We start from the raw sequence: 26,543 nt of genomic DNA on the forward strand, positions 1-26,543 counted from the left end.
GGCTACGCTCATCGCTTCGAGTTTATACAAAAAGGGAAGGGCGCCCTTTTTGTATAAACTCTAAACCATCTTATTAAATTCTTTTTGTAGGCGTTTTATGATTCTTTTTTCTAAGCGTGAAATATAGGATTGCGAAATTCCTAACATGTCAGCTACGTCTTTTTGTGTTTTTTCTTCATCGCCAGCTAGTCCAAATCTAAGTTCCATAATTTGTTTCTCTCGATCATTTAACGTGTACAAGGCTTTGACTAAAAGTCTCCTGTCTACTTTTTCTTCAATTCCTCTAGTAATAATATCCTCCTCTGTACCTAATACATCTGAAAGAAGAAGTTCATTTCCATCCCAATCAATGTTTAACGGTTCATCAAAAGATACTTCTGATCGAGTTTTATTGTTTCTTCGTAAATACATTAAAATTTCATTCTCAATACATCTTGATGCATATGTTGCTAGTTTAATTTTCTTTTCAGGATTAAAGGTATTCACAGCCTTAATTAATCCAATTGTTCCAATGCTAATCAAGTCTTCAATATTAATTCCTGTGTTTTCAAATTTACGAGCAATATACACAACTAATCGTAGGTTACGTTCGATCAACATCGAACGTACCGCTTTGTCCCCTGAGGGTAATTTTTTCAAAAGAACAGCTTCTTCTTCTTTAGATAAAGGTGGTGGTAAGGCTTCACTTCCACCTATGTAATAAATTTCATCAGCTTTCATTCCAAGGCGATACATTAATTTGTACCACAATAAGGTTAGCTTTAGCTTTAACATGTTGTGTGCCTCCTAATTACTTGATTATGCTAGCTTATCAGTGGAAACACCGAGTACTAACTTTGGATGAACGATACAATTAAATACCCCGTCTGGAGATAACTCTTTTTCTTGTAACCCTAGCAAAACATTCGTTGTTTCAAATTGTTCCTCTTGATGAATAACCTTAACTTTGTCTGGTCTTAGGCCTGTTATAAAAGGTTCCGATTGACCTATTACTCTGTATGGTATAATGCACGCACGTTCTAGTAACCTCTCGTCTCCCCCCTCTTGTGTATGCTCATGAAAACGCAAAATATGATTCACTGATTGTTCCGAAAAGAAAGGGTACAACAGCTTTGCCTCGATGATCATAACAGGCTTCTTTGTTAATGGATCAGATAATTGATTTCCACTATCAATAAGTCCTTTTGTTCTAAACGTATAACCTGCAATTGTAATGTCTACATCTACAATTTGATCATATTGAACACGCTTCATTTCGATCGTCTCAAATCGGTGCTTCGAGAAGTACCAAATTAATGGAAATCCAATAAGAACAAACAACCAACTTATTCCACTACCAAAATAACCCGAATTTACGTGAACTATTCCATCTAATACATCCATTTCCGTATTCCAGAAATAGTGTAGTGCAAACAAGCCTCCTCCTGTCATAAATGCAACAAAATAAAACATGAACAAGCCCTGCAAAAAGTATTGAAACCTCTTAAACCCAAATGCAATAAAGACTATAACTGCTGAATAAAGAAACTTCATCCATGGCTCATAAAACAAAGATGCAACCGGACTGAACATCAAAAAAACAATCAATGATGCAAACACTGCCGCTAGGATCATTCGAATGTGATGGAACCTGCGCTTTAACACTAATGCAGTTAAAGCGATTAATAAGTAGTCAATACAGAGATTAAGTAGCCAAATCACATCAATATATAAGGTCATATTCACCCTCACATCCATTGATTTGAAACAAGTATATTACACATTCTATTAAGAAGTCTGTCGCTTCATGACAAGCAAGAAGGAGTTATTTTAGGAGATTTTTAGTATTATTGTCATCTTTTCAGGGGAGGAAATAATTAACTGATTTACGGCAATAACTAAGCAAAAAAAGCACCTGCTCTTTGGATAGAGCAGGTGCCTTAGGTTTAACGATTTCGGTTTCTACGATTACGTAAGAATGTTGGAATATCCAACGTTTCTGTTGGTTCTGATGGAGCTTGATTTTGTTGAGCAAACCTTGATTCTTTTTGCTCTTCTTGTGCAGGAGCTTGAGTCGCTTGTCCTTTAGATACTTTTGGTGCCATCGGACGAGGTTGTCCATTATTTTCAACATCATCAAAACCTGTTGCAATAACTGTTACAACAATCTCATCTTTTAGATTCTCATTTATCACTGAACCAAAAATCATGTTTACTTCTTGATCAGAAGCAGCTGAGACAATTTCTGCAGCTTCATGTACTTCATATAAAGACAGGTTCGATCCACCAGTAATGTTCATAAGTACACCTTGAGCACCATCAACTGATGTTTCAAGTAATGGACTTGAAATGGCTTTTTTTGCCGCTTCGCTCGCACGATTTTCACCTGTAGCGATCCCGATTCCCATCAACGCTGACCCTTTTTCACTCATAATTGTTTTTACATCAGCAAAGTCCAAGTTAATTAATCCTGGAACAGCAATAAGGTCTGAAATACCTTGAACCCCTTGACGTAAAACGTTATCAGCTTCTCTAAATGCTTCTAGCATCGGTGTATTTTTATCAACAATTTCTAATAGGCGGTCATTAGGTATCACAATTAATGTATCGACTTTTTCTTTAAGTGCTTGTATACCAGATGCAGCATGCGTTGAACGTTTGCGCCCTTCAAAGGTAAACGGTCTAGTAACAACACCAACTGTAAGTGCTCCTAATTCTTTCGCCACTTCAGCGATAACTGGCGCTGCCCCAGTTCCTGTTCCACCGCCCATACCAGCAGTGATGAATACCATATCTGCTCCTTGTAACACTTCTTCAAGCTGCTCTCGGCTCTCTTCTGCAGCTTTTTTTCCTATATCAGGATTAGCTCCAGCACCTAGCCCACGTGTTAGCTTCCCACCAAGCTGCAATTTAGCTTCAGCTTTTGACAGGTGTAACGCTTGTGCATCAGTATTCACAGCTATAAATTCGACACCTTGTAATCCATTTTCTATCATACGGTTAACGGCGTTGCTACCTCCTCCGCCAACACCTATAACTTTAATTTGTGCTAATTGATCCATATCCATTTCAAACTCTAACATGTAAGGTCCCCCTAATCAGACTATATCCCGGTCATTATCTATTCAAAAAAAACTTTAAACCAGTTCTTCATTTTACCTTTTGACTTCGTTTTTTCTTTCTTTGGTGCCGGTTGTGCTTCATTTCGTTCTCGCTTCGGTTCTTCATCTACTTCACTTTCACTAACTGAAGCAGCAACTTCTTTTCCCTGAACCTTTGCATTTTTATATGCAAATTGAATGAGACCAACACCTGTTGTATATTGTGGTTCGCGTACCCCTAAATAATCTGGAACAGCCACTCGAACATTTGCTTGCAATAATTCACTTGCTAGCTCTAATACACCAGGAGTCATTACTGTACCGCCAGTTAATACATAGCCACTTGGAAAATCGCGGTAACCCAATCGAGTCAATTCTCGGTAAATCAACTCAAACATTTCCTCCACTCTTGGTTCAATAATATGAGCAAGTTCAAATTGTGAAAATTGCTCTGAATCAGAACGTCCTATCGTTGTAACATCAAAACGCTCTTCTTTAGAGGCATCATCAATATAGGCATGCCCATGTTTTGTTTTGATTCGCTCTGCTTCTTCTGAAGAAATGCGAAGACCTACAGCAATATCATTTGTTACATGATCTCCACCGATAGGAAGTACACTTGTATTTTGCAATGTTCCTTGTTCAAAAATAGAGACGGTAATGGAACCACCACCAATATCAATCAAACAAACTCCCAAACTTTTTTCATCCTTAGAAATAGCTACAGAGCTTGTAGCTAAAGGTTGCAAGCACACTTCAGCAACTTGCAGTCCTGCGCGCTCAACACAACGAAGTAGATTATGTAAAACCGTCTTCGATCCTGTTATAATCATACCTTCCATTTCAAGTCTTACACCTATCATACCACGTGGATCATTAATTTCATCAAGACCATCTACAATGAACTGCTTCGGTATGACATCAATAATTTCACGCTCAGGCGGGATCGAGAGTACTTGACATGCATCTATCACACGAGTGATATCTTCATCACCAATTTCTCTATCTGGACTAGAAACTGCAACTACACCATGGCAAGGTTGCAACTGAATATGATTGCCATTAACCCCTACCACGACTTGTTTGATGGAAAGTCCAACCATTCGTTCAGCTTGATCAACTGCTCTGCGTATAGATTGAACTGTTTCATCAATGTCGACAATTGAGCCTTTTTTTATCCCTTCAGAGTTTGCTTTGCCAACTCCAATAATATTCATCGTTCCATTTGACATTTCACCAATGATCACTCTGACATTGGATGTACCGATGTCTAAACTTACGTATATCTCGCTGTTGTTCAATCTATGGCACCTCCTCGTGTAATCAACCGCGTCAATTTAAGTTCAACAATTAGTATACCTTTTAGAATTAGCGATTTTTAACATATATTCATAGATTATAGACTAATTCAACACTCGATACTATTATCCTTTTAATAAACGCCGATTTTCTAATTTTTTTCAGTTTTTTCATGCATTTTCATAAGTTTGCTTTTATTTTTGTTACTTTTGGTGATTTGCCTGCCATTTAGAAAGCAACATTCGTCGGATCACTGCAATGTTATTAAAAAGCCGAACACCAAACGCAAATATAGCTGCTAGATATAAGTCTACACCAAGATGTACCCCTAGAAAAGCTAAACCTGCTGCTAAAAGAATATTAAAGAAAAAACCTGATAAAAACACATTTGAGTCAAACGTATTTTGTAAAAAAGCTCGAATTCCACCAAACAGTGTATCCAAAGCTGCCAATAATGCTATTGACAAATAACTAGAATACTCAGGCGGGACACGAAACTCGGTCATCAGCCCTAATAAAACGCCAATAACTAATCCTATGATCGGTAACCACATCGATTACCCCTCCTTTACTTCTTCCATATAGCGAACTCGTCTTGTTTGATCATATGCTGGTATTTCCACTTCTTCGGCTACCTCAATCGTTAAAGAAAATCCTCTGATTTCAAGGTGTTCAATCGAAGCTGAAACGACCATATGATTATGAAGACTCTCTGATTTATCTGAAAGAACGCTCACCTGTAATGGAAGAGGTGGCAATCGGCGGTTATTTAAATAAGTTATTTCATTAACATCTCGAAAAGCAGAGGTAGTAATAATTCGCTCTGTCCCAACTGCAATCTCTTCTGCTCCATATATGTTTAGTTCATTCACTAGAAATCGAAGGACCTCAGAAGGAGGGGTGCGCTTAGCTTGTCCAACAAATTGATCATTATAAAGTGAATCAATTGTAATCACAATCCCTTCCCCCCGTCTTTCTTCAAGTCCAGCTTCCAACTTCAGATCTTCAATCTGCTTAGAAAGAACGTCAGTGACATCTTCTTCTCTGTTTTCCAAAGAATTTTCATACTGTAACAAAAGGGCTTGTGCCTTATCAATTTCACTGATTAGTTGCTGCCTTCGCTCTTGTTCTGTTAATAATTCTCTCCTGAGTTCACGAATATCTCTTGTATCTCGAATAATAGGCTCTTGCGTTGTTTGAAATTGAATGGCCAACATCAATCCAATAATAAAGGTCACAATAGTAAAAATCCACTTTATATTATTCATTTAGTCACCCGCTCTCAGACAAATACGGCTCTAGTGTAAGGGTGCTTTTCTTTTGGATTCTCACCGTTACCTCGTCATTTACGAGCTGCTGTTGGACACCGCCTGGCAATGTTAAAGCGGATTCTAAATGATCAGAATCTCCAATAGCTGTAATCACAAAGGGAGCTGCCGATGTATTGCCATCGACTCGAATCACAGGTCCTGTACATTGAATATAGGACTGATGCGATAGTCTGAATCCATTTATAGCCACAGCTTCTGCTCCCGCAACAAAGAGTTCGTGCACGACACGTTGAATGTGAAATTCATGGACAATATAGTCATTTGGATTCGCGCCATCAGGTAGATAATCAGAATCTTCAAGGGCTATTTCAATACCCGGTCCTTGAACTGGTACTTGACCGACTAGTTTACGCAACCGTTCAATATCTTCTAATAAATTTTTTGCTTTCACTTCTTGTTCTTCGTCTAATGAAGCAAGATTGTTTTCAAGATCTCTAATCTCGGCCTGGTATAATCGTAAATCTTCTTGCAATTTACGATTTGCCGTCTGCTCCATAATAACTTGGTTTCGAAGTTCATCTTCAATTTCCCATTGTCTTTCGAAACCCGGTAAAAGGGCAGAACTTCTTTCGCTCGTTAACTCATAACTTAAAGCTAAAATAAATCCGGTCACAAGCAAGACGAAGGATAGAATAATATGTTTACCCTTCACCTTCACTGTCTGTCTCCTCCTCCGTAATAAATTCCTCAAAGTAAGGGCTCATTCTTAAATGTAGAATCCCTTGTTTTTCTTTATCAAGCTCCTTCACAATTGACGGATAAGGAGCTACATATTCAGAAAAATTTCGTATTGATGTATGCACCTCAATGCCATCTGTCATAAATAATATAATTGAAAGAGAATCACTTTCTGTTGGCTCATAAACAATTTCGGAAATTCTTTCAATCAACTGACTTGGAACTTTTTGTAGTTCAGCAGAAAGCTCCTCTAATTCTTCTCCTTGAGTAAATCCAATTAACAAGGGAGCATCTGAGGGGAATTCCTGCCTTGGCAGTTCCTCTAAATATTGTCCGGTTTCTAGTATCGGAAAATATTTATCTTCTCTGTAAAGGTACCCAATTCTTGCATGCTCTTCAACAGCAATGCTTACTGTGCTAGGCAGCCTTCTTTCAATCTGAGCATCACGTATGACCACATGTTCGACTATCCGTTCTATCACTTCTTCTTTTTCAAGGTTCCACATGCTTGTCCCAGTTGTTATTTGACTTAGGTTGATTAATTCCTCATCTGAAACAAAATGATTCCCTTCAACAACAACATTTCTAACATGACTTAGCGGCGATTGAAAATAGACCATAAGCAATAGGAGTAAGAAAAAGAAAGATAAAAAAAACAGCAATCGTCTATTTGCACGCTGCTTTCGCTGTTCTTTCAGCGATGGAATACGTTCATTAATCGTAACTACCTTTTCCTTGCTCATACCCTTCTCCTCCGCCCACATAGACGATCAAAAAATAAATTTTTTCTCGCGAATCTCTTAATCATTCTAAGAGATAGCTCCTTCCACCTACTGTAAAAGACAGTGAAAGGAGTAGTGTCATTTCATCCTCTTATTTGTTTAATTGTAACATATTTACTAATGAAAAAAATCTTATTTTACTCGTTTTCTTTTTGGCGTCCAATCATTTCTACTTCCGTCTCGATGTCAATATTATGCTTTGATTTAATGGTTTCTTTTACATGTTTGATAAGGTTCATCACATCTTCTGCTTTTGCTCCATCAACATTTACAATAAAGTTTGCGTGCATAGTAGAAATTTGAGCCCCGCCAATTTGAAATCCTTTTAAACCCGCTTCTTCTATAAGTTGCCCGGCATAGTTAGGGAGGGGATTTCGAAAGACACTTCCACAAGTAGGATGCTTCCAAGGTTGAGACTCACGACGATAATCTTTGTTTGCTTGCATATGTTTGACAATATCTTCTTTTTTTCCCTTTTCTAATTGAAAGATAGCCTCGACACAAATGCCCTTCTCCTCTTGTAGACGAGATGTACGGTAAGAAAACCCCATATCTTTTCCTTTCATCCACTCAAGTCTCCCATTTGAATACAAAACGAGAGCTTCTTTTAAGATGTTTGAGATATCTGATCCGTGTGCCCCTGCGTTCATAAATACTGCTCCACCCACAGATCCAGGAATGCCACCTGCAAATTCAAGACCCGATAGCCCTTCACGACTTATAATGGTTGCAAGCTTAATAAGAGGATATCCTCCTCCCACTCTGATTGTTTCACCATTAATTTCAAGATCATCGAGCCCCTTGCCTAGCTTGATGACGATTCCTTCAATTCCTTCATCAGCAACTAATAAATTCGAGCCTCTTCCTATGACCCTCCAAGGAAGATCATGCATGGAAATGATTTGCATAAGGCGCTGTAAACTTTCTAGACTATCTGGTTCAATCAATACATCTGCAGGTCCACCAATCTTCCATGTTGTATGATTAGAAAGGGGCTCTCTTTCCTTCACAACTCCAATATTCTCTTTTTGAATCGTTTCAATAAAATGCTTCATACTATGTTCCCTCTTTTCATGCTACAAGTATATCTATTTTCAACTTATGCATTTACCTACTTATCGTGCTGTTTCCCTTAATAGCTGATAAACATTATTAGCGGCTCTTGGTACTCCAAGTTCCTTTGCAGCTAAGTGCATACCGTTCCATCTGTCATTAACGGTTAACACACTGTCTATATGCTGAAGTAATGTTTTACCATTCATGTCTTGTTCTTTGACTACAATAGCAGCCCCATTTGTTTTTAATGCATTCGCATTTTTTTCTTGATGATTATTTGTAACATACGGACTCGGTATTAAAACACTAGGTAGACCAAGCGCTGTAATTTCTGCAAGAGTAGTCGCACCTGCCCTAGCAACAATTAAATCAATGGCCCCTAGTACATCTGGCATATTATGAATAAAAGGCTTAATAATTACATTGGACGATCGGCTTGACCCGTTAACCTTTTCCATAACCGCATCATAATGTACGGCCCCTGTCACATACACAACTTGATAATCTTTTTTTGACCATTCATCCAAGACAGATAAGAACGCATCATTAATTGGTCTAGCTCCCCTACTTCCCCCAACAATTAAAACTGTTTTTTTGTTAGGATTTAAAGATAATGATTCCCTGCCAGCTTGAGGGTTTACATCCAACACATCAGATGCTCTTGGGTTGCCCGTAAATACAACCTTTTCATTTGGGAAGAACCGCTTTGCTTCTTCAAAGCAAATGGCAATCCGGTCAACATACTTACTTAAGAACTTATTCGTTAATCCAGGAACACTATTTTGTTCATGGATGACTGTTGGAATCTTTAGCTTTGCTGCAGCAAAAACGACTGGTCCACAAACATATCCACCCGTTCCAATCACAACATCCGGTTCAAAGTTTTTTATTAGTTTCTTGGCTCTTCTGGCTCCTGTTAAGAATCGAGTAATCGTTTTGACGTTTTCAAATGAGAGCTTTCGTCTAAATCCCGTAATATGTATTGTCTCAAATGGAATCCCCTCTCTAGGTACAATATCGGCTTCTAACCCCTTTTCTGTTCCTATATAAAGAATCTCTGCGTCTTTATGATTATGTTTAATCTCTTTAATTAAAGATAAGGCAGGATATATATGCCCTCCTGTACCTCCACCACTTACAACTACTCTCATTGGCTTCCTCCCAAAATACATTAATAATACCATTTTATCATGAACAGAACTTGTATTATACACGAAAGCTGGTAGTTTTTTTAACCTTCCACTATCTTTCATACTTTCCCACGAATATGTAACGAATGTAATCTTTTCGTTTTAATTCGTAATGATCTATTTGCTAAAAAAAGCTAACTCTATGTAGTTGTGACTCTCTTAGATGGTTAGAGTCACAACTATTTGAGTTAACTATCCTACCTTACATATCGACTTATATTTAACAATACTCCAAGTGAAACAAGCATAAGTGTTAACGACGAACCACCATAACTAAGTAACGGAAGTGTAATACCTGTAACAGGCATTAATCCTGTCACAACCCCTACATTGATCATAACTTGAATTGCTACCATAGAAATAATCCCAACAGCTAAAAAACTACCAAATAAGTCTGGCGCCCCTAATGCGATTCGGATTCCTCGCCATAACAAGATTCCAAATAAAAATAATACAATAAATCCGCCAATAAAACCAAGCTCTTCTGCTAAAATTGCAAAAATAAAATCAGTTTGTGGTTCTGGTAAATAAAAATATTTTTGTCTACTCTCACCAAGCCCCATTCCCATTAATCCACCCGGACCAATCGCATATAGAGATTGAATAATTTGAAACCCGCTTCCTAATGGATCCGACCAGGGGTCTAAAAATGAGGTGATGCGTTTAATTCGGTATGGGGCAGATGCAATTAACGCTACAAAACCTGCAAGACCAGCTACACCAAGCCAAGCAAAGTGACTTATACGAGCTCCTGCAACAAAAATCATTATAACACATGTTCCTACCATTACCGCTCCAGTTCCTAAATCTGGTTGTAACATAATCATACCAAAAGCAACCATAACTAAGGAAAGAGAAGGAACGAGTCCCTTTTTAAATGAAACAATCATTTTCTGATTTTCAGATAAGTATTTTGCAAGAAAAGCAATCATTGCCATTTTCATAAACTCCGAAGGTTGAATCGAAAAGGCCCCTACCCCTAACCAACTTCTTGCCCCACCCCGGACCAAACCTACTCCCGGAATAAGAACAATGATAAGTAAAATAAAACAAATAATAAGAATGACCTTTGACCAAGTACGCCATGTCCAATAATCGATTCTCATGACAAATAACATCGCAATTACCCCAACCCCCGCAAAGAAGAATTGGCGTTTCGCAAAGAAAAATGAATCATCAAACCTATAACTTGCCCATGCAGCACTTGCACTATAAACCATTATTAGCCCAATAGCTAAAAGTGAAATCGTTGCAACCATTAGGACATAGTCTGGTGCTGATCTTGTTTTTGGCATTCCTAAACACCTCATCTAACACGATTTAAGTTATTGTTACAACAACCCCTCAACTTAAACGTATGCATGAGCTTTACAAAACATGTCCAACTAAACGAAAAAGGCCGACTCAAACATTTGAGTTGACCTTTCCCTTAAGATTGTAATGTTGTTTCAAGATTTTTCACTGCGTCAACAAACCTACGTCCTCGTTCTTCAAACGTCCTATATTGATCCCAGCTCGCACAAGCTGGCGAAAGCAATATTACATCACCCGCGTCTGAATGTTCAAAGGCAGCCAATACAGCTTCCTCCATTCCATCCGCATAAACGATTGTCTCTACGTTAGCTTCCGTTGCAGTTTTTGCTAGTTTTTCTTTTGTTTCTCCGAATGTGATGAGTGCTTTAACGTTGTTCAAAGAAGGAAGCAATTCATCAAAGTCATTTCCACGATCGAGACCACCAGCTAATAAAACGATAGGCTGTTCAAAAGCTTCTAATGCCTTTTGAGAAGCCAAGATATTTGTTGCTTTTGAATCATTGTAAAATCTTCTATCTTTATATTCAGTTACAAACTGTAAACGGTGTTCCACTCCACTAAACGTTTGTAAGACATGTTCAATTTGTGGCAACCGAGCACCAAGTGTTATGGCAGCTCCCATGGCGGCTAAAATATTCTCAAGGTTATGAGCACCAGGTAATACAATAGAATCTAAAGAGATAATGGGTTGATCATTATAATAGATGGATCCCTCTTGAATCCAGAAACCTTTTGTCAGCTTCTGTTTCACAGAAAAAGGGATAAGCGAAGCCCTACTTTCATTTGCAATCTTACAAACAGTTGGATCATCTATATTATAAACTAAATAATCCTCTTTTGATTGGTTTGCTGTGATTTTTGCTTTTGCCAAACTATATTCTTCTTTCGTGCCATGATAATCTAGGTGAGCATCAAATAAATTTAAAAAGACACTTACTTTAGGTTTAAATTGCTCGGTGCCAATCAACTGAAATGAAGAGACTTCTAAAACCATTACTTGATTGCTCTTAGCCTTTTCAGCCACTTCACATGCAACGGTTCCGATATTCCCGGCAATCAGAGGCTCTCTTTTACTATTTTTAACCATTTCATATATTAATGTTGTCGTTGTTGTTTTACCATTTGAACCAGTTATAGCAACGATTTCAGCCTCACTAATTAATGAAGCAATTTCAACCTCAGTAACTACAGACAGCCCCCTATGTATAGCCTCATGAATGATTGGATTGGAGTAGGGTATCCCTGGGTTTTTAACAATTAAGTCCAACTTCTCTTCTAAAAGCGATAAAGGATGATGCCCGCATACAACTTCAATTCCAAGCTCTTCAAGCTCTTTTGCTTGCTCATTCTCCTCATAAGGCTTCGCGTCATTAACAACAACGAAAGCACCAAGCTTATGAAGAAGTCTTGCAGCAGCCTCTCCACTTTTCGCTAGACCTAATACGAGTATTCTTTTTCCTTTAAACAAGTCATTTGACTTCATTTACAACCACACCTCTAAATAGATTCCTAGCACAGCAAATACCATGCCAACAAACCAAAACGTTACAACCACACGCCATTCAGACCAGCCTGAAAGTTCATAATGATGATGAAGTGGACTCATTTTAAAAATACGCTTCCCTCTTGTTTTAAATGAGATGACTTGAATAATAACCGAAAGCGTCTCAATGACAAAAACTCCACCAATTAAAATAAGCAACACTTCCATTTTCGTCATAATCGCAATAGCAGCAATCGCACCGCCTAGCGCTAATGAACCCGTATCCCCCATAAATACTTTGGCTGGGTGAGCATTGTATACAAGAAACCCTAAAACAGAACCAACAATGGCTGCACTAAAAATAGATACATCTATAAAACCTGCATGCCATGCAAGTACAGCAAACGCCCCAAAAGCAATCGCTCCAGTTCCTGCAAGTAAACCATCGAGTCCATCTGTTAAATTAACTGCATTAGAAGCACCCACTAGCATGACAATCACTAAAGGTAAATACAACCAACCAAGATCAATTGAGAAATTTGTTGCAGGTAGATGAATTTCAGTTGAAAAATCCATTTGAATTAAACCAAAATAGAAAAGAATAGCAATTACTAATTGTCCAGCTAACTTTTGTTTTGACGTTAACCCAAGATTACGTTTCAAAACGACTTTTATAAAATCATCTAAAAAACCAACTAAACCAAAGCCAACTGTAACAAGTAATAATAAAAGGATTTCTTGACTAAATGATAAAAAACGAGTTGAAATAAATATGGTTGTTGCAAGAACTGTCAAAACAATGACAATTCCTCCCATAGTTGGAGTCCCACTTTTCTTTTGATGAGACTTTGGACCTTCCTCACGAATACTTTGCCCAAATTTTAGCCTTCTTAAAAAAGGAATAAAAATAGGGGATAGGAGGACAGCAATTAGAAATGAAGCCAGTAAGGTAAGAAGTAAGACACGCTCTAACATCACTGATCATTCCTCCTTTCTTTAAAAACGAATAACTTTATTCATTTGTGTTAGTTTTTCTATTTTTAATATCAATAATTATAGACGTTCTCTCTATAATTATTGATATCATATTGTTGTTGATGATATGTCTTTCCAACGAAAATTCTCTTTAAAGAGAGGTCTTTTCTAAAATAGCTTCACGAGCTACTTCTCTATCATCAAAATGAATCGTCTTATCACCTAGAATTTGATACGTTTCATGACCTTTTCCAGCAATCACAATAATATCGTCCTTTTGTGCTTCTTGAATCGCCTGCTTGATCGCTTTTTCCCGGTCAATAATGACTTCATATTGTCCTTCTTTAACCCCTGCAGTCATATCAGTTAAAATTTGTTCCGGCTCTTCAGAACGCGGGTTATCCGAAGTGAAAATCGCTCGATCTGCATGCTCACAAGCAATTTTTGCCATAACAGGACGTTTTGTTCGATCACGATCTCCTCCACAACCAACAATGGCAAATATCCTTTTAGTTGCAAAATCTTTTACAGTTGTCAAAACATTTTCTAGACTGTCAGCGGTATGGGCATAATCTACAATCACAGTAAAATCCTGCCCAGCGTCAACTGTTTCAAAGCGGCCAGCTACACCTTCAACATGTTCCAAACTCTCTTTAATCGAAACTAGTGATACTCCTGACACATAGGCAGCCGCAATCGCTGCAAGAGCATTGTATACACTAAACATGCCAATTAATTGCAATGAAATTTGTTCTTTTTTACCGAAAGCCGTTAATTCAAACATCGTTCCAGAAGGAGTCATTTTTATGTTACTTGCTGTAAAATCAGCTTTTTCAGAGACCCCATATGTAACGATATCAACTGTTGTTAAACGGGCAAGTTCATTTGTAGCTGGATCATCGGCATTTAAAACAGCTACCTTATTTGAAAATGTGTTCCCTAGTTGCGCAAACAACAGGCCTTTCGCGTACAAATACGATTCCATTGTCTTATGATAATCTAAGTGGTCAGGAGACAAGTTGGTAAAGACAGCAACATCAAAATCACACCCACGAACCCTACCTAAATGTAAGGCATGAGAAGAGACTTCCATCAATGACACATCCACTTTTTCGTCTACCATTTCTTTAAATAACTTTTGTAATGGCAGTGATTCAGGAGTCGTATTTTTCGTCTCATACTGCTTTGTCCCTACCTTTGTGTACATCGTACCGATTAAGCCTGTTTTCTTTTTCGCATCTTGCATGATTGTTTCAATTAAATGCGTCACGGTTGTCTTTCCGTTCGTTCCTGTTACACCTATTAGATGCAACTTTTCTGTAGGGTAGTCATAGAAGTGACAAGCTAGTTTCGCCATCGCTCTAAAGGTGTCCGGAACAATAATAACAGGAATAGACACAGAAAGAGGGCGTTCAGCGATAATCGCTACCGCCCCTTGACTTTCTGCTTGCTTAGCATAGTCGTGTCCATCAACTGTATATCCCTTAATACAGAAGAAAACGGTCCCTTCCTTCACTTTTCTAGAATCCATTTCAAGAGATGTAACGTCAGGATTAGCATCATTATTAAAGTATTGAAACCTTAGCGGTACAAGGAGTTCTTGTAGTTTCATCATTCTAAAATACCTCTCAATTCATCCATTTCACAATTTGAGTATTACTACCATTGCTTAGCGGTGCGTAAACACCTTAATTATTTTAGACGTTTTGTCCTTATTTGTCACCCATATAAAGTCGGATTGTTGAACCTTCTTCTACTTTTACTCCAGGTTCTGGTGATTGAGCAAGTACATAGTTCCCATCTCCATCTGCATCAACCTTAAGTTCATAATATGATTCATTAAGTTCACGCATCGTTCTCCCGACTAAATCTGGAACTTCAATTAAAGGAGTGTCGGTCCAAGTCATTTCCTTTTCAATTTGTCCATCACGCTTTTCTACTCCCATCGCAAGCAAACTATCACCAATAATGTTGCCGACTATAGGTGCAGCTACAACTCCCCCAAATTGCAGGGTATCTTTTGGATTATCAATGGCCACGTATACGACAATTTGTGGATCATCGGCAGGAGCAAAACCAATAAAGGAAACAATGTGGTTATTTTCTAAATAACGACCGTCTTTTGCTTTTTGAGCGGTTCCCGTTTTCCCACCAACTCTGTATCCATCGATATAGGCCCCTTTACCAGAGCCAAGTGCTACAACATGCTCTAATGCATATCGTACTTCCTTAGATGTCTCATCTGAAATAACGCGTCTTTTTAAAATAGGCGATTGCTGCTCGACAACCTCATTGGTTAGCGGGTCGACCCACTCTTTTGCTAAAAATGGTTGATATAAATACCCTCCATTAATTGCTGCCGACACAGCTGCCACTTGTTGAATTGGCGTAACCGCTACCCCTTGACCAAATGCCGTTGTAGCTTGTTCAAGTGGACCAACTTGGTCTCGATTGAATAATATCCCCGTTCCTTCCCCTTGAAGATCAATTCCTGTTTTTTCTCCAAATCCAAAATCATCAATATAATCAAACAGGCGGTCTTTTCCAAGACGTTCCCCTAAAACAACGAACCCTGGGTTACATGAATTTTGAACAACTTCTAAAAATGTTTGGTGCCCATGTCCACCTTTTTTCCAACATCTTAAATTTCTCCCGGCCACTTCAATATAACCAGGATCATTGAATGTATCTTTTTCTAGGTCTACCTCTCCTTCTTCAAGAGCTGCTGCTAATGTTATAATCTTGAACGTTGAACCTGGTTCATATTGCATCCAAACAGGTTTGTTTTGATTATAGATTTCTGGTGGAACATCCCGGAAATTTTCGGGGTTATAATGAGGTCTGCTACTCATTCCTAACACTTCTCCAGTGTTAGGATTCATTGCAATGGCAATGGCTCCATCTGGATTATAAGTAGCTTCAGCAATATCTAATTCCCTTTCCATAATTGTTTGAACTTGACTATCAATCGTTAATCGTAAATCAAGACCATTTACAGGAGCTGTATATTCATCCGCTAAATTAGGCATTCGGTTCCCTTTAGCTGTGGAGAAAAACGATACGTAACCACTGTCACCTTTTAAGTGATCATCATAATATAACTCCAAGCCCGTTAATCCTTGATTATCAATACCTGCAAAACCAAGCACATGAGATAAATAACTACCAAACGGATAGTGCCTTCTACTATCTTCGGCAATATATACTCCTGCTAAACGCAACGACCTTACCTCACTTGCTTTCTCTTTCGTTACTTTTCGCCCCTCAGGATTAATCCTAACAATGGACTCATTTTTTGTGACATATTCATAAGCCTTCTGATGATCCATATCCAATACCGCAGCAAGCTTCTCAGCTGTGTCCACGGGATCTTTCACTTGCCTTGGGACAATTAGAATAGAAGGGGCACTAACATTAGTTGCTAGAACCACATCATTTCGATCTCTAATCTCCCCTCTTTTCGCTTCAAACGGGACATCCCTACTCCATGAATCTTCTGCTCGGTCTGTTAACCAATCACCAAGTGCAAATTGGACGTAACCGAGTCTTAGTGCAATGATTAAGAATACAGCCAGTCCAAAAAACAATACAAGAATTAGTCGTTTTCTTACTGTTACGTTAGAAACTCGCACCGTAATACCTCCCGCATCCATTCGTTTCACATGCCGTCAATTTATGACTAGGCTTGTTTTAAACGTATGCTTGTACACGATTGGTTAGAACAAATGCGAATCCACTTGCTATTCTCCCGTCTGTTCCTCATCTTCCTCTACTAAGTCACCATTGCTACTATTACTAGTATGAGGAGAAAGCTCTACCACAATATAATCTCCTTTTTCAACCATTGTCCCCGGCTCCACACTTTGTGTATCAACATATCCTCGCCCAAAAAAAGTAGGGTTAAGTTCCATCACTTGAGCAAAACGTCTGACATCCCGATTGGACCAACCTGTTAAGTCAGGCATCGAGAACACGTCGCTATCAGTACGTAAGAACAAACGCTCCCCTTCTAACATTCCTTTATTAGCAAGAGGTTGTTGCGCTTCTATCTTAGAACCATCTCCAAGTATAGTAAGCTCAATTCCTTCCTCTTCTAAATGTTCTTTCACACTAGAAGTGGACTGGCCAACATAATTGTCTGTTTTAAAACCGATCTCTGTTTCCTCTGCTATTTCATCTACTGTTGGGGAAATATTTAAATATTGTAAACTATGCTTCATAATTGTATTGAAAATCATGGAAGTTGGTGCTGCCCCTGACTCGTCTAAGCCGATTTTCGGTCGGTCTATTGCAACATATACGATTACACGCGGATCCTCTTTAGGTGCCATCCCTAAAAATGAAAAAATGTTTTCTCCATGCCCTTGAATATACCCTCTTGCATTAGGGTTGTTAATTTGGGCTGTACCTGTTTTTCCAATAACATTAAAACCTTCTAAATAATATGGGTGCCCAGTTCCAGCTGAATTCGTCACTACCCCTTCTAACAGGTCCTTAACTTGATCCGCTGTTTCCTTTGTGATTGGTTCACCAACAACCTCTGGCTCATTCTTTTGTATAACAGAGTTTTGATTCGGATCAACAATTTGATCAATGATATATGGTTTCATCATCTTCCCGTCATTAGCAATAGCTGTTGCTGCCTGAATTTGTTGAATCGGTGTCACTGCACTCCCTTGTCCGAAAGCGGTTGTGGCAGCATCGACTCTTCCACCTTTTGCTAGTAAACTATCAGCTTCATTGGGTAAATCAATTCCAGTCTTTTGGTCAAACCCAAATTTTGTCAAATATTCATAAAGTTTCTCCGATCCTAACTTTTCAAGAACTAATTTTGCCATAGCCACATTAGATGAGCGATAAAACCCTTCGTCAAAAGAAATCGTCCCCCACCCACGAGCTTCATTATGATCTCCAATTCTTCGATCAGCTACTTCAATAGAACCAGATTGATAGAGTTCTTGTCCATTATAAACCCCTTCTTCAATAGCAGCAGCTACTGTAAACATTTTCATGGTAGACCCAGGTTCATAACGGTCAGAAACAGTGTAATTTAAGTAATTGGTAATTTGTTCATAATGATTCGGATTGAAACTTGGTCGATTGCTCATTCCAAGTATTTCTCCTGTCTTTGGATCAGCTACAATAGCGATCATCTTTTCCGGGCTATAGTCTTCCTCAACCTGAGACATCACTTGCTCAAGTGCTGTTTGAATATTTGAGTCTAAAGTTAAGTAAACATCATGCCCATTTTGGGCGGCTGTAATGGATTCATTTGGATTCAGCAATGGAAATCCTTTTCGATCTCGTTGATAACTAATGGCTCCATCATTTGCCCTCATGATGTCATCTAGACTTCGCTCAAGTCCCATACGCGCTTCACCCGTATTACGTTCTGTAAAACCAATGACATGAGACGCATAAGTTTGTTTCGGATAATATCGTCTAGACTCTTCGCGAAAGTAAATACCATCTAATTCTAATTCACGTATATTTGTTACTTGTTCATACGTTAAATGTCTCGCCCCTGCTCCTAATTCAATTTGGAATTTTCCTTCTTCCTGTGCGTTAGTGAAGGCTCTTGCAAGATCCTGTTCGTTCATGTTTATATGTGGGGCAAGGAGGTTGGCCGTTTCATTTACATCAACTACATAACTTTGATAATTCTGATCTAATACAGCATATACCGTATACGAATTTACTTCTTGCGCAACCGGACTACCTGTACGATCAAATATTGTACCACGAACACCTTCGATCACTTCCGTTTTTGTCCATCGCTCTTCTCCAAGAGCTCGTAAATTTTGTCCGTCTATTTCTTGAGTTGATTGAATATATATAATTCGACCGAGTAATACGGTAAATAAAAACAACACAACTCCAAGTAATAACACAGCTCTTTTGTTTGTGACTGACCTTTTAATTTCCAAGTTTTTTCACCTCATTTTCTACTATACAGAAGGTGAGTTGCAATTACACCGACCTAAATTATACCAATTTCTACAAAAGAACTAGATCATAGTTGGAGGGTAGGAAAAAGGTTGATTCTACCTTTTCACTACCCTCCATAACTTAACTAGTTTTGCACAACTTTCACCTTGTTATCATCTAAAGACATCCCTAATTGTTCTGACGCAATATGTAGAATACGATCTGGAGCACTCAGTTCAACGACTTGTAAAGAAAGACCTTCATTTACTTGCTGTTGTTGACTGATCGTTTGCTCAAGCCGGTAAACTTCTTGATTCATTGTATAAAGAGAAGCGAAATTATTTACCATGAAACCAAGAACAATAAATGTTACTAAAGCTACGAATCCAACAATCGCCTTTTCGCCTGTTGTGATAGGATTACGAACTTGACGGATTCTTTTTTTGGTTTGAACTTGTGGTTGATGCTGTTCTTGGATCTTACGTGCTACCATACTCAAATCTCATTCCCCCTTAACGTTTTTCTGCAACCCGTAACTTTGCCGAACGTGAACGATTATTGCTTTCCAATTCCTCATTTGAAGCGATAATAGGTTTTCGAGTTATTAGTTTTAAAATCGGTTCATACCCTTCTGGAATGACAGGCATACCTGGTGGTAAATCTGGACCCTTGCTTTTTTCTTTGAAAACCTCTTTACATAATCGATCCTCAAGTGAGTGAAATGTAATAACGGAAATGCGGCCTCCTTCGGTTAAAAGTGAAATAGCATCCTCTAATGCTTCTTCAAAGGCCCCTAATTCATCGTTTACTGCAATCCGAATGGCCTGAAACGTCCGCTTCGCCGGATGTCCCCCCGTTCTTCTTGCCGGTGCAGGTATCGCATCCTTAATAATTTCAACAAGTTCCCCAGTTGTCTCAATCTTTTTCTTTTCTCTCTGTGCCTCGATCTTTCTAGCAATTTGCTTAGCAAACTTCTCTTCTCCATACCGAGATATGATTTTCACAAGACGTTCAAAAGGCCAATCATTTACAACATGGTAAGCTGTTAATTCAGCCGTTTGGTCCATTCTCATATCAAGAGGGGCATCCTGATGATAACTAAATCCCCGTTCAGCCTCGTCTAGTTGCGGACTCGAAACACCTAAATCAAATAAAATTCCATCCACTTTCGTAACGCCGTGATGGGCTAACTCACGTTTGATATGTCTAAAGTTACTTCTAATTAATGTTACTTGTCCCTCATAAGGCTGTAATTGCTTTTTTGCATGGGCCAATGCTTTATCATCTTGATCAAAAGCATAGAGATGCCCACCCTCTTCAAGCTGCGCGGCAATAAGAGATGAATGCCCCGCACCACCTAATGTACAATCGACATAAATTCCATTAGGCGCTATATTTAACCCATCAACTGATTCTTGTTTTAAAACTGTCACATGATGAAACATCCTACTACCTCCAAAGACGGCCAACTAAAAATCAAAATCCACAATATTTTCAGCAATTTCACTAAATGATTCTTCTGATTCAGCAAAATACTCTTCCCAAATTGATTTACTCCATATTTCTACTCTGTTTGAAACTCCAATAACAACACACTCTTTATCAAGCTTTGCATATTCCCTTAGAGGTGAAGCTATGTTTACTCTTCCCTGCTTATCCAATTCACATTCAGTTGCTCCAGAAAAGAAAAATCGGGTAAAAGCACGTGCATCTTTTTTTGTAAATGGTAGGGTTTTTAATTTATTCTCAAGCTTACTCCATTCATCTTGTGGATAAACGAATAAACAGCGATCGAGACCTCGGGTTACTATAAAAGAAGAGCCTAAACTATCCCGGAATTTAGCCGGAACAATCATACGACCTTTCTCATCTACGTTATGGCGATATTCTCCCATAAACATCGCAAACCCAACTCCCCCCACTTACTACCCTTAAGTTACCACATTCCTCCACTTTGCACCACACTAAATTTTCAATTTATCCACACAAAAAAAATCCTGCCCTTTGGCAGGATTTCAATTATCCACATTTCGACGGAAAATCATTACATGAATTTACAAATACACAACTTTATGAATATGATTAACCGACATATTTGTTGACACCAATCGTCTGAATCCCTCTTCTCCAATGACATTCATCAACAAGATCGGATGAAAAATCCGTTCTTGCGGTCGATTTAATGGAGCTAGCCACTTACCTGTTTCCGTAAATTTCGCAAGTGTACTGTCATGGCTTTGTCGAACGAATTTTTTCATCTTTTTTTCCATAAAAGCAATTTGATTTTCAATAATGGATCGGTTTTTTTCGCTCAACTTAGCAAGAGTTGGGTCCATATCCTTCGCTAAATCACGCAAAGGCTGATGATCAGAAAGGATATTGCTCTTTACTTGTTCAATCACTTCACTAACGGGGTATTCCGTTGCTTTCTCTAGCCAGGATTCCCGAAGCTCTTCCATCCTCCCTAGAAGAAACGGTTTTAACTCATAATCAGTTTCAGCCAACCACTTTTGCACAACAGAAGGAATAAACGTAAGCTGAATACGCGGGATAACAGGAGGCATTTCAACCTCAAAATGTGTGAAAACATGTTTTAATGTAGCCCAGTACCGCAATTCACCTGGACCTGATATGAAAGCTAATACAGGCAAAAGCCACTCTTGCATCAAAGGTCTTGTGACAACATTATTGCTAAACCTTTCTGGATACTTGTGTAAAAGTGTAGATAATTGACTTTTTGAATAAACAATGTCTGTTCCTTTTACAGAAAATACACCTTGATCATAATCCAACCTTTTTCTCTCACCCTCTACTTCTAAAAAAAGGTGGGCATTGCTGTAGTCAGTCAAAATCGGTTCCCCGTATCCAGCTTCAGCAAAGGCTTGAGCACCTTTCTGCTGCGCCTTTTGAACCTGCTCAACATCCATGATTAATTGATCAAAATACTGAATTTCCATTTTCCGAATTATCGGATCATGTGCATCTAATAACAAAAGTCCCTCATTTCCAAAAAACCAATTCATGACATATCTAAAGAAATCAACAAACGTAGAGGATTTCTCCGAGAGAGAAGTTAAATTCACGAGTAAATTTTTCGTATGAGCCGTCTCAGGAAATGTAGAAAAAAGCTCATTTAACCACTTTTGTATCTCAGCCTTATCGATTTTCAAAGACGAAGCTGATGAAGATTTGCTAGAATCATCGTATTGGTGCTTTTTCCACGTACCTCTTTTTTCTTTGTAAACAAACCGGATCTCATCCATATCATGATCTTCTCCAGCAATCCAAAAAACAGGAACAACAGGGACATTTAACTTTTCTTCCTGTTGTTTCGCTAAGATGATAATAGACATCGCCTTATAAACCGTGTAGAGAGGACCTGTTAACAACCCTGCTTGCTGCCCCCCTACAACGACAACAGAATTCGGTTGTCGAAGTTTCTCAATTTGACTACAAGCTTGATTTGAATACGCCAAAGAATTGTGAGTTTCCAATAAATAATCTGCCAATTCATCCCTTTTATAAGTCTTTGTTAAAAGGTGATCGATTCTTTTTTTAAATTTGTCTTCATCGTTATATGTATATTCAAAAAATTGGTCACTCAAGTAACTACCATTTACATAATCTTTTATAAATCCTTTATTTGATATTAGGTCGATTTCTCTTACTTCTAACATGTATAGACGTCCCTTCGTATCACTAAATTCATCTTCATCATAGCAAAGTATTTGTCAGCCACCAAGTATTTCGACCTATCGTTCAACTAAATATTCTTACAATCAGTCCATAACCACTTAATAATAGATAAATGATGACAAAGGCCAGGAAATTAAACCTCCATATCCCTCTAAATAATTTTTTTGTTTGAATATCTCCTGAAACACTCCACTGCATCCACGTAACCACTAATGAAATAAAAAAGAAAATAGCTAAGATAATCCAAAGGAAGGATTGGGACCAAATTTCACTCATAATAAAGTACACAGCAACCATAAATAGCAACGTCGTCCAATCAGATGCACGTCGAATGGATTTAGACTTGTTTTTTGAAATCTTTACAGTAGTAATATAAATGATATACCACCCTAATAACGGGATCGTAACAATTGTAGCAATGACCGACGCTACTAGCTCTGACATACATTAGCCTCCCCTAACATATATTCTTTCTCCTTGCCTTTTATCGCCTCATATAGGAAGACTAAGATTGGCGTATTCAACTGCTTTTTGGCAGCTTTCCTAAGTAAATAGCCTACAATACTATCTATTTCTGTTTTCCGTTTATTTTCCAAATCCGATAGCATCGATGAACGATTGGCTCCAGTTTTTTCACTAATATTACACACATACTCCCACATTTGTCCTGCATTTCCTAAATCAATAACCTTCATTATTTCATCAAAAACTTGCCTTAATAACATGTTGTAATGAGAGTTCTGAACAAGTTCACCATTTCGGATTCCAAATAGAGCAGTTAAGGGATTAATACAGGCATTAACAACTAACTTATGTTGTAACATCGGCTCCCATTTTTGCTCGTATTTCGTTCGAAACCTTCCTTCAGTGCTTTCTTTTAACACTCCTTCTACCATTTTGTTATTTTCACGTACATAACTCCACCTTATTAGTCCCACCCCTGTATGATGAACCGTATAATCATTTATTCGAAGCGCTCCATGTTCAACGACACCAACAGCAACTTCTGGTATTGTGATCATCGGCAATAACTCAGTATGAGCCATCCCATTTTGCAAAAATAATACGGAAGAAATGGAGAGCTTTGAAGCCTGAATCGCTTTGATTACTTGTTCCACCTGATAAGATTTAACAGTAACAATTAACAAATCAATTGTTTCTTCACCTTTTAGAGTTGAAAAACTCTCTACATCCACATGAATAGACTCATTTACTCCATCTTCTCTAATTAGATGAAGTCTTTCCTCTTTTATACAATTAGCTTGCTCATTACGATTTGTTACTAATAACGTAGAGTGGCCTTGTTTTATAAGATTGAATGCCACAAGCATTCCAATAGAGCCAGATCCTAATACAACAACTTTCACTGATATTACTCCTCTTTTTTTATGAAAATTGTACCATACTCTTAAGCAAAACTTACAAGATAAAATAGTCTGATTATTAAAACATTTCTTTCTTCATCAAAAAAATAAGCAAATCTAAACGCTTTCAATCTAAATTGTAGTAAAATAAAATAGAGGTTAGCAACATTAAGGAGGAGATTTACTTGTACGATTATGAAGTGAAACGTTTACTTGTCAATTATAAAACATTAGAAGAGTTTAAAAACTTCCGTGAATATGGGTCTGCAGAACTTTCTATGAAAGGTGATTTGGAAGCAAATATCATTGAAAATGATAGCGAATCTCCTTTTTATGGCATTTATTTTGGTAATAAGCTTGTAGCAAGAATGAGCTTGTATCGAATTGATGGAAGATACGACCGCTACTTTAATCCTCCACAGGACTATTTAGAACTTTGGAAGTTAGAGGTATTAGAAGCTTACCGAAAACAAGGATACGGCGAGTCGCTAGTTAACTTTGCCAAATCATTTGATTTACCAATTAAAACGAATGCTAGACAAGGTTCAGGAGGATTTTGGGAACACATGGGGTTTGAAGCAGCGACATATGATGTATCAAGAGATCGCGGTGAGAGCCCCTATGTTTGGTATCCTGAAGGAGTGAAAGAACAAGTAGGTGAGAAAGAACCAGTTAATATTGAATCAGAAGATCATTTAACTTAAAAGAGAAAGAACTACTCGTTTCATAATTCCTTTAACGAGTAGTTCTTTCAATATCTTATTCTTTCTTTCAGCTCAAAATCTTTATCTAAATAGATAATTTTCTTGCTCGATCCATAATAGACAATAGCGCACGATAATCCTCTGCCATCACTTTCTTTTCTGCCTTAACCTGATCAAGCTCTTCTTGCAATTGTCTATTTTCACGTTTTAATTGTTCTATATCCTCAGTAGAGATTCGATTTTTCATATCTTCATGATAATCCGCTAAAAAGGAAAGAACTTCCTTCATTGTAAGCTCACGCGAAATGGCCTCTTTCTTATTTGCTTTTTCATTTTTTACAGCCTTTTGTTCTTGCTTTTTCTCTTCTGGTATCGTTGCAACAGGCTCCAGTATTTCCTCACTTGCTTCACTTACCCATTCCGTTGTTTTAACTTGAAGCTTCTTTCCTTTTGAACGTTGTTTCTTTGCTAAAGCAACAGCAGATTCATATTTTTTCCTAATGGCAGAGTTCCACCTAAAACCACACGCCGCACTCGTTCTAGACAATCGTTCCCCAACCTCTTCAAAAGCAGAAAGCTGTGTACTCCCTTCTCTTATATGTCTAAGAACAACCTCAGCTAAAATCAAATCTTCATCTGTACTCCATGCATCTTGGCGAATCGTTGTCATAGAATCCCTCCTTAGAGTCTTATTTACTTATTCATATGCATCTACTAGAGTAGAAAGACTCATTATTAGTAAAAAGATATTCTCTTTTTCTTTTTCAAATAGATTTCGTTCTATTAGACAATTATTACCGATATACCAAGATCTATTCAGAAATCTAGCATCAGATGTTTTTAGACTTTTTCAAGAATGCTAAAACAGCTTCGTGATGTTCTTTCTCTTCCCATAACTTTGCACATTCAGCTATTTCATTTTTCATATTCAGATGAATTCGGCCTTGATCAAGATGATCGATATACCTGCCTTTATAAGCTTGTATAACGCCTTTCGTTTTATTTAAAAATGGCCCCGCAAAGTCTATTACGCCTTCTTCAAAAGGCTCCTTTGTTATCACGTGTTGGATGAATCCATTTCTTATAAGCTCTTCAGTAGAGTACATCTTGGCTGATAATAACATCTGTAAGGCTTCTAATTTCGCTATTCGCTCTAACAGTAATGTTCCTCCTCCCCAACCCGTTGTAATAGCCAAATTCGCCTGAACAAAGCCAACCTTTATATGGGGAGCTGCAATTCGAAAGTCACAGGCCGAAGCAAGCTCTGCCCCACCACCAACTGCTGTCCCATTCAAAGCAGCTATCGTTATTTTAGGAAAAAACGCAATCCTCTCTATAACAGCTCCCATTTTCATCAACATTCTTCTAGCAGCATCCTCACTCAATATATGTTGAAAGGCCGATAAGTCTCCACCAGAGCAAAATGCTTTCTTTCCAATCCCACTTATGATTACGACTTTGCTTTCATCTTTTTCAGCAATAGTTAATAGGTCATTTAACTCCTCCATCACTTCAAAGTTCACAGCATTACGAATTTCTTCACGATTAATACGAATCCAGGTTACACCATTACTATTCTGTTCAAGCAATACGTTAGCCATTTAATCACTCCTGCAAATTTAAGAATAATATACGACAATCAAAATGGAACTCAGCTACATTC

The 26,543-nt window shown here is 38.1% G+C and carries 25 protein-coding genes; 1 reads left to right on the forward strand and 24 read right to left on the reverse strand.

Annotation, left to right across the window (positions count from 1 at the left end):
* Positions 1-60: 60 nt before the first annotated feature.
* From sigE to LQ50_RS06320, 22 genes are all read right to left on the reverse strand, one after another.
* Positions 61-774: an RNA polymerase sporulation sigma factor SigE gene (sigE, locus tag LQ50_RS06215; RefSeq protein ID WP_034627222.1), complete on the reverse strand. Its 714-nt coding sequence runs from the start codon at positions 772-774 to the stop codon at positions 61-63.
* Positions 775-798: 24 nt separating this feature from the next.
* Positions 799-1,719, reverse strand: a complete 921-nt coding sequence (gene spoIIGA / locus LQ50_RS06220) for a sigma-E processing peptidase SpoIIGA (RefSeq protein ID WP_034627224.1) — start codon at positions 1,717-1,719, stop codon at positions 799-801.
* Between the two features lie 206 nt (positions 1,720-1,925).
* Complete coding sequence (gene ftsZ / locus LQ50_RS06225; protein WP_034627227.1) at positions 1,926-3,062, reverse strand: cell division protein FtsZ; 1,137 nt, start codon at positions 3,060-3,062, stop codon at positions 1,926-1,928.
* Between the two features lie 38 nt (positions 3,063-3,100).
* The gene (gene ftsA / locus LQ50_RS06230; RefSeq protein ID WP_034627228.1) at positions 3,101-4,381 is read right to left on the reverse strand and encodes a cell division protein FtsA; all 1,281 of its coding nucleotides are present in this window, start codon (positions 4,379-4,381) and stop codon (positions 3,101-3,103) included.
* Between the two features lie 201 nt (positions 4,382-4,582).
* Positions 4,583-4,933, reverse strand: a complete 351-nt coding sequence (locus LQ50_RS06235) for a small basic family protein (protein ID WP_034627230.1) — start codon at positions 4,931-4,933, stop codon at positions 4,583-4,585.
* 3 nt (positions 4,934-4,936) lie between these two features.
* On the reverse strand, positions 4,937-5,647 hold the full coding sequence (locus LQ50_RS06240; protein ID WP_034627232.1) for a DUF881 domain-containing protein: 711 nt from the start codon (positions 5,645-5,647) through the stop codon (positions 4,937-4,939).
* Positions 5,648-5,651: 4 nt separating this feature from the next.
* Positions 5,652-6,368: a DUF881 domain-containing protein gene (locus tag LQ50_RS06245; protein WP_034627233.1), complete on the reverse strand. Its 717-nt coding sequence runs from the start codon at positions 6,366-6,368 to the stop codon at positions 5,652-5,654.
* The gene (locus tag LQ50_RS06250) at positions 6,352-7,131 is read right to left on the reverse strand and encodes a cell division protein FtsQ/DivIB (RefSeq protein WP_034627235.1); all 780 of its coding nucleotides are present in this window, start codon (positions 7,129-7,131) and stop codon (positions 6,352-6,354) included. Before LQ50_RS06250 ends, LQ50_RS06245 begins: the two co-directional genes overlap by 17 nt.
* Before the next feature lie 176 nt (positions 7,132-7,307).
* Positions 7,308-8,225 carry a UDP-N-acetylmuramate dehydrogenase gene (gene murB / locus LQ50_RS06255; RefSeq protein ID WP_034627237.1) on the reverse strand — a complete coding sequence of 306 codons (918 nt, stop codon included), beginning with the start codon at positions 8,223-8,225 and terminating at the stop codon, positions 7,308-7,310.
* 60 nt (positions 8,226-8,285) lie between these two features.
* Positions 8,286-9,377 (reverse strand): undecaprenyldiphospho-muramoylpentapeptide beta-N-acetylglucosaminyltransferase, encoded by a 1,092-nt coding sequence (murG, locus tag LQ50_RS06260; RefSeq protein ID WP_034627239.1) that lies wholly within the window; start codon positions 9,375-9,377, stop codon positions 8,286-8,288.
* Between the two features lie 236 nt (positions 9,378-9,613).
* Positions 9,614-10,711 (reverse strand): stage V sporulation protein E, encoded by a 1,098-nt coding sequence (gene spoVE / locus LQ50_RS06265; RefSeq protein ID WP_034627241.1) that lies wholly within the window; start codon positions 10,709-10,711, stop codon positions 9,614-9,616.
* A 134-nt stretch (positions 10,712-10,845) separates the two neighbouring features.
* Positions 10,846-12,213 (reverse strand): UDP-N-acetylmuramoyl-L-alanine--D-glutamate ligase, encoded by a 1,368-nt coding sequence (gene murD, locus LQ50_RS06270; RefSeq protein WP_034627242.1) that lies wholly within the window; start codon positions 12,211-12,213, stop codon positions 10,846-10,848.
* Entirely contained in the window at positions 12,214-13,188 is a 975-nt protein-coding gene (gene mraY, locus LQ50_RS06275) for a phospho-N-acetylmuramoyl-pentapeptide-transferase (RefSeq protein ID WP_034627472.1), read from the reverse strand. It abuts the gene before it with no gap.
* A 151-nt stretch (positions 13,189-13,339) separates the two neighbouring features.
* On the reverse strand, positions 13,340-14,800 hold the full coding sequence (locus LQ50_RS06280) for a UDP-N-acetylmuramoyl-L-alanyl-D-glutamate--2,6-diaminopimelate ligase (RefSeq protein WP_034627475.1): 1,461 nt from the start codon (positions 14,798-14,800) through the stop codon (positions 13,340-13,342).
* Positions 14,801-14,900: 100 nt separating this feature from the next.
* Complete coding sequence (locus LQ50_RS06285) at positions 14,901-16,820, reverse strand: stage V sporulation protein D (protein ID WP_034627244.1); 1,920 nt, start codon at positions 16,818-16,820, stop codon at positions 14,901-14,903.
* 108 nt (positions 16,821-16,928) lie between these two features.
* On the reverse strand, positions 16,929-19,115 hold the full coding sequence (locus LQ50_RS06290) for a penicillin-binding protein (protein ID WP_034627246.1): 2,187 nt from the start codon (positions 19,113-19,115) through the stop codon (positions 16,929-16,931).
* Between the two features lie 146 nt (positions 19,116-19,261).
* Positions 19,262-19,609 (reverse strand): cell division protein FtsL, encoded by a 348-nt coding sequence (gene ftsL / locus LQ50_RS06295; protein ID WP_237563661.1) that lies wholly within the window; start codon positions 19,607-19,609, stop codon positions 19,262-19,264.
* A 19-nt stretch (positions 19,610-19,628) separates the two neighbouring features.
* Complete coding sequence (rsmH, locus tag LQ50_RS06300) at positions 19,629-20,561, reverse strand: 16S rRNA (cytosine(1402)-N(4))-methyltransferase RsmH (protein WP_034627249.1); 933 nt, start codon at positions 20,559-20,561, stop codon at positions 19,629-19,631.
* Positions 20,562-20,585: 24 nt separating this feature from the next.
* Positions 20,586-21,017: a division/cell wall cluster transcriptional repressor MraZ gene (gene mraZ / locus LQ50_RS06305; protein ID WP_034627479.1), complete on the reverse strand. Its 432-nt coding sequence runs from the start codon at positions 21,015-21,017 to the stop codon at positions 20,586-20,588.
* Positions 21,018-21,170: 153 nt separating this feature from the next.
* Entirely contained in the window at positions 21,171-22,793 is a 1,623-nt protein-coding gene (bshC, locus tag LQ50_RS06310) for a bacillithiol biosynthesis cysteine-adding enzyme BshC (protein ID WP_034627251.1), read from the reverse strand.
* An 82-nt stretch (positions 22,794-22,875) separates the two neighbouring features.
* Positions 22,876-23,256 carry a DUF3397 domain-containing protein gene (locus LQ50_RS06315; RefSeq protein WP_034627253.1) on the reverse strand — a complete coding sequence of 127 codons (381 nt, stop codon included), beginning with the start codon at positions 23,254-23,256 and terminating at the stop codon, positions 22,876-22,878.
* Positions 23,244-24,179, reverse strand: coding sequence for a 2-dehydropantoate 2-reductase (locus tag LQ50_RS06320; protein ID WP_052144613.1), 936 nt, complete (start codon positions 24,177-24,179; stop codon positions 23,244-23,246). Before LQ50_RS06320 ends, LQ50_RS06315 begins: the two co-directional genes overlap by 13 nt.
* 182 nt (positions 24,180-24,361) lie before the next feature.
* On the opposite strand from LQ50_RS06320, the gene LQ50_RS06325 reads away from it, so the two are divergent.
* On the forward strand, positions 24,362-24,880 hold the full coding sequence (locus LQ50_RS06325) for an N-acetyltransferase (RefSeq protein WP_034627256.1): 519 nt from the start codon (positions 24,362-24,364) through the stop codon (positions 24,878-24,880).
* An 85-nt stretch (positions 24,881-24,965) separates the two neighbouring features.
* On the opposite strand, the gene LQ50_RS06330 is transcribed toward LQ50_RS06325, so the two are convergent.
* Positions 24,966-25,550: an RsfA family transcriptional regulator gene (locus LQ50_RS06330; RefSeq protein ID WP_034627258.1), complete on the reverse strand. Its 585-nt coding sequence runs from the start codon at positions 25,548-25,550 to the stop codon at positions 24,966-24,968.
* A 160-nt stretch (positions 25,551-25,710) separates the two neighbouring features.
* Entirely contained in the window at positions 25,711-26,481 is a 771-nt protein-coding gene (locus tag LQ50_RS06335) for an enoyl-CoA hydratase/isomerase family protein (protein ID WP_034627260.1), read from the reverse strand.
* Positions 26,482-26,543: the final 62 nt, after the last annotated feature.

The sequence above is a fragment of the Halalkalibacter okhensis genome (genome assembly GCF_000787375.1).
Taxonomy (GTDB): domain Bacteria; phylum Bacillota; class Bacilli; order Bacillales; family Bacillaceae_D; genus Halalkalibacter; species Halalkalibacter okhensis.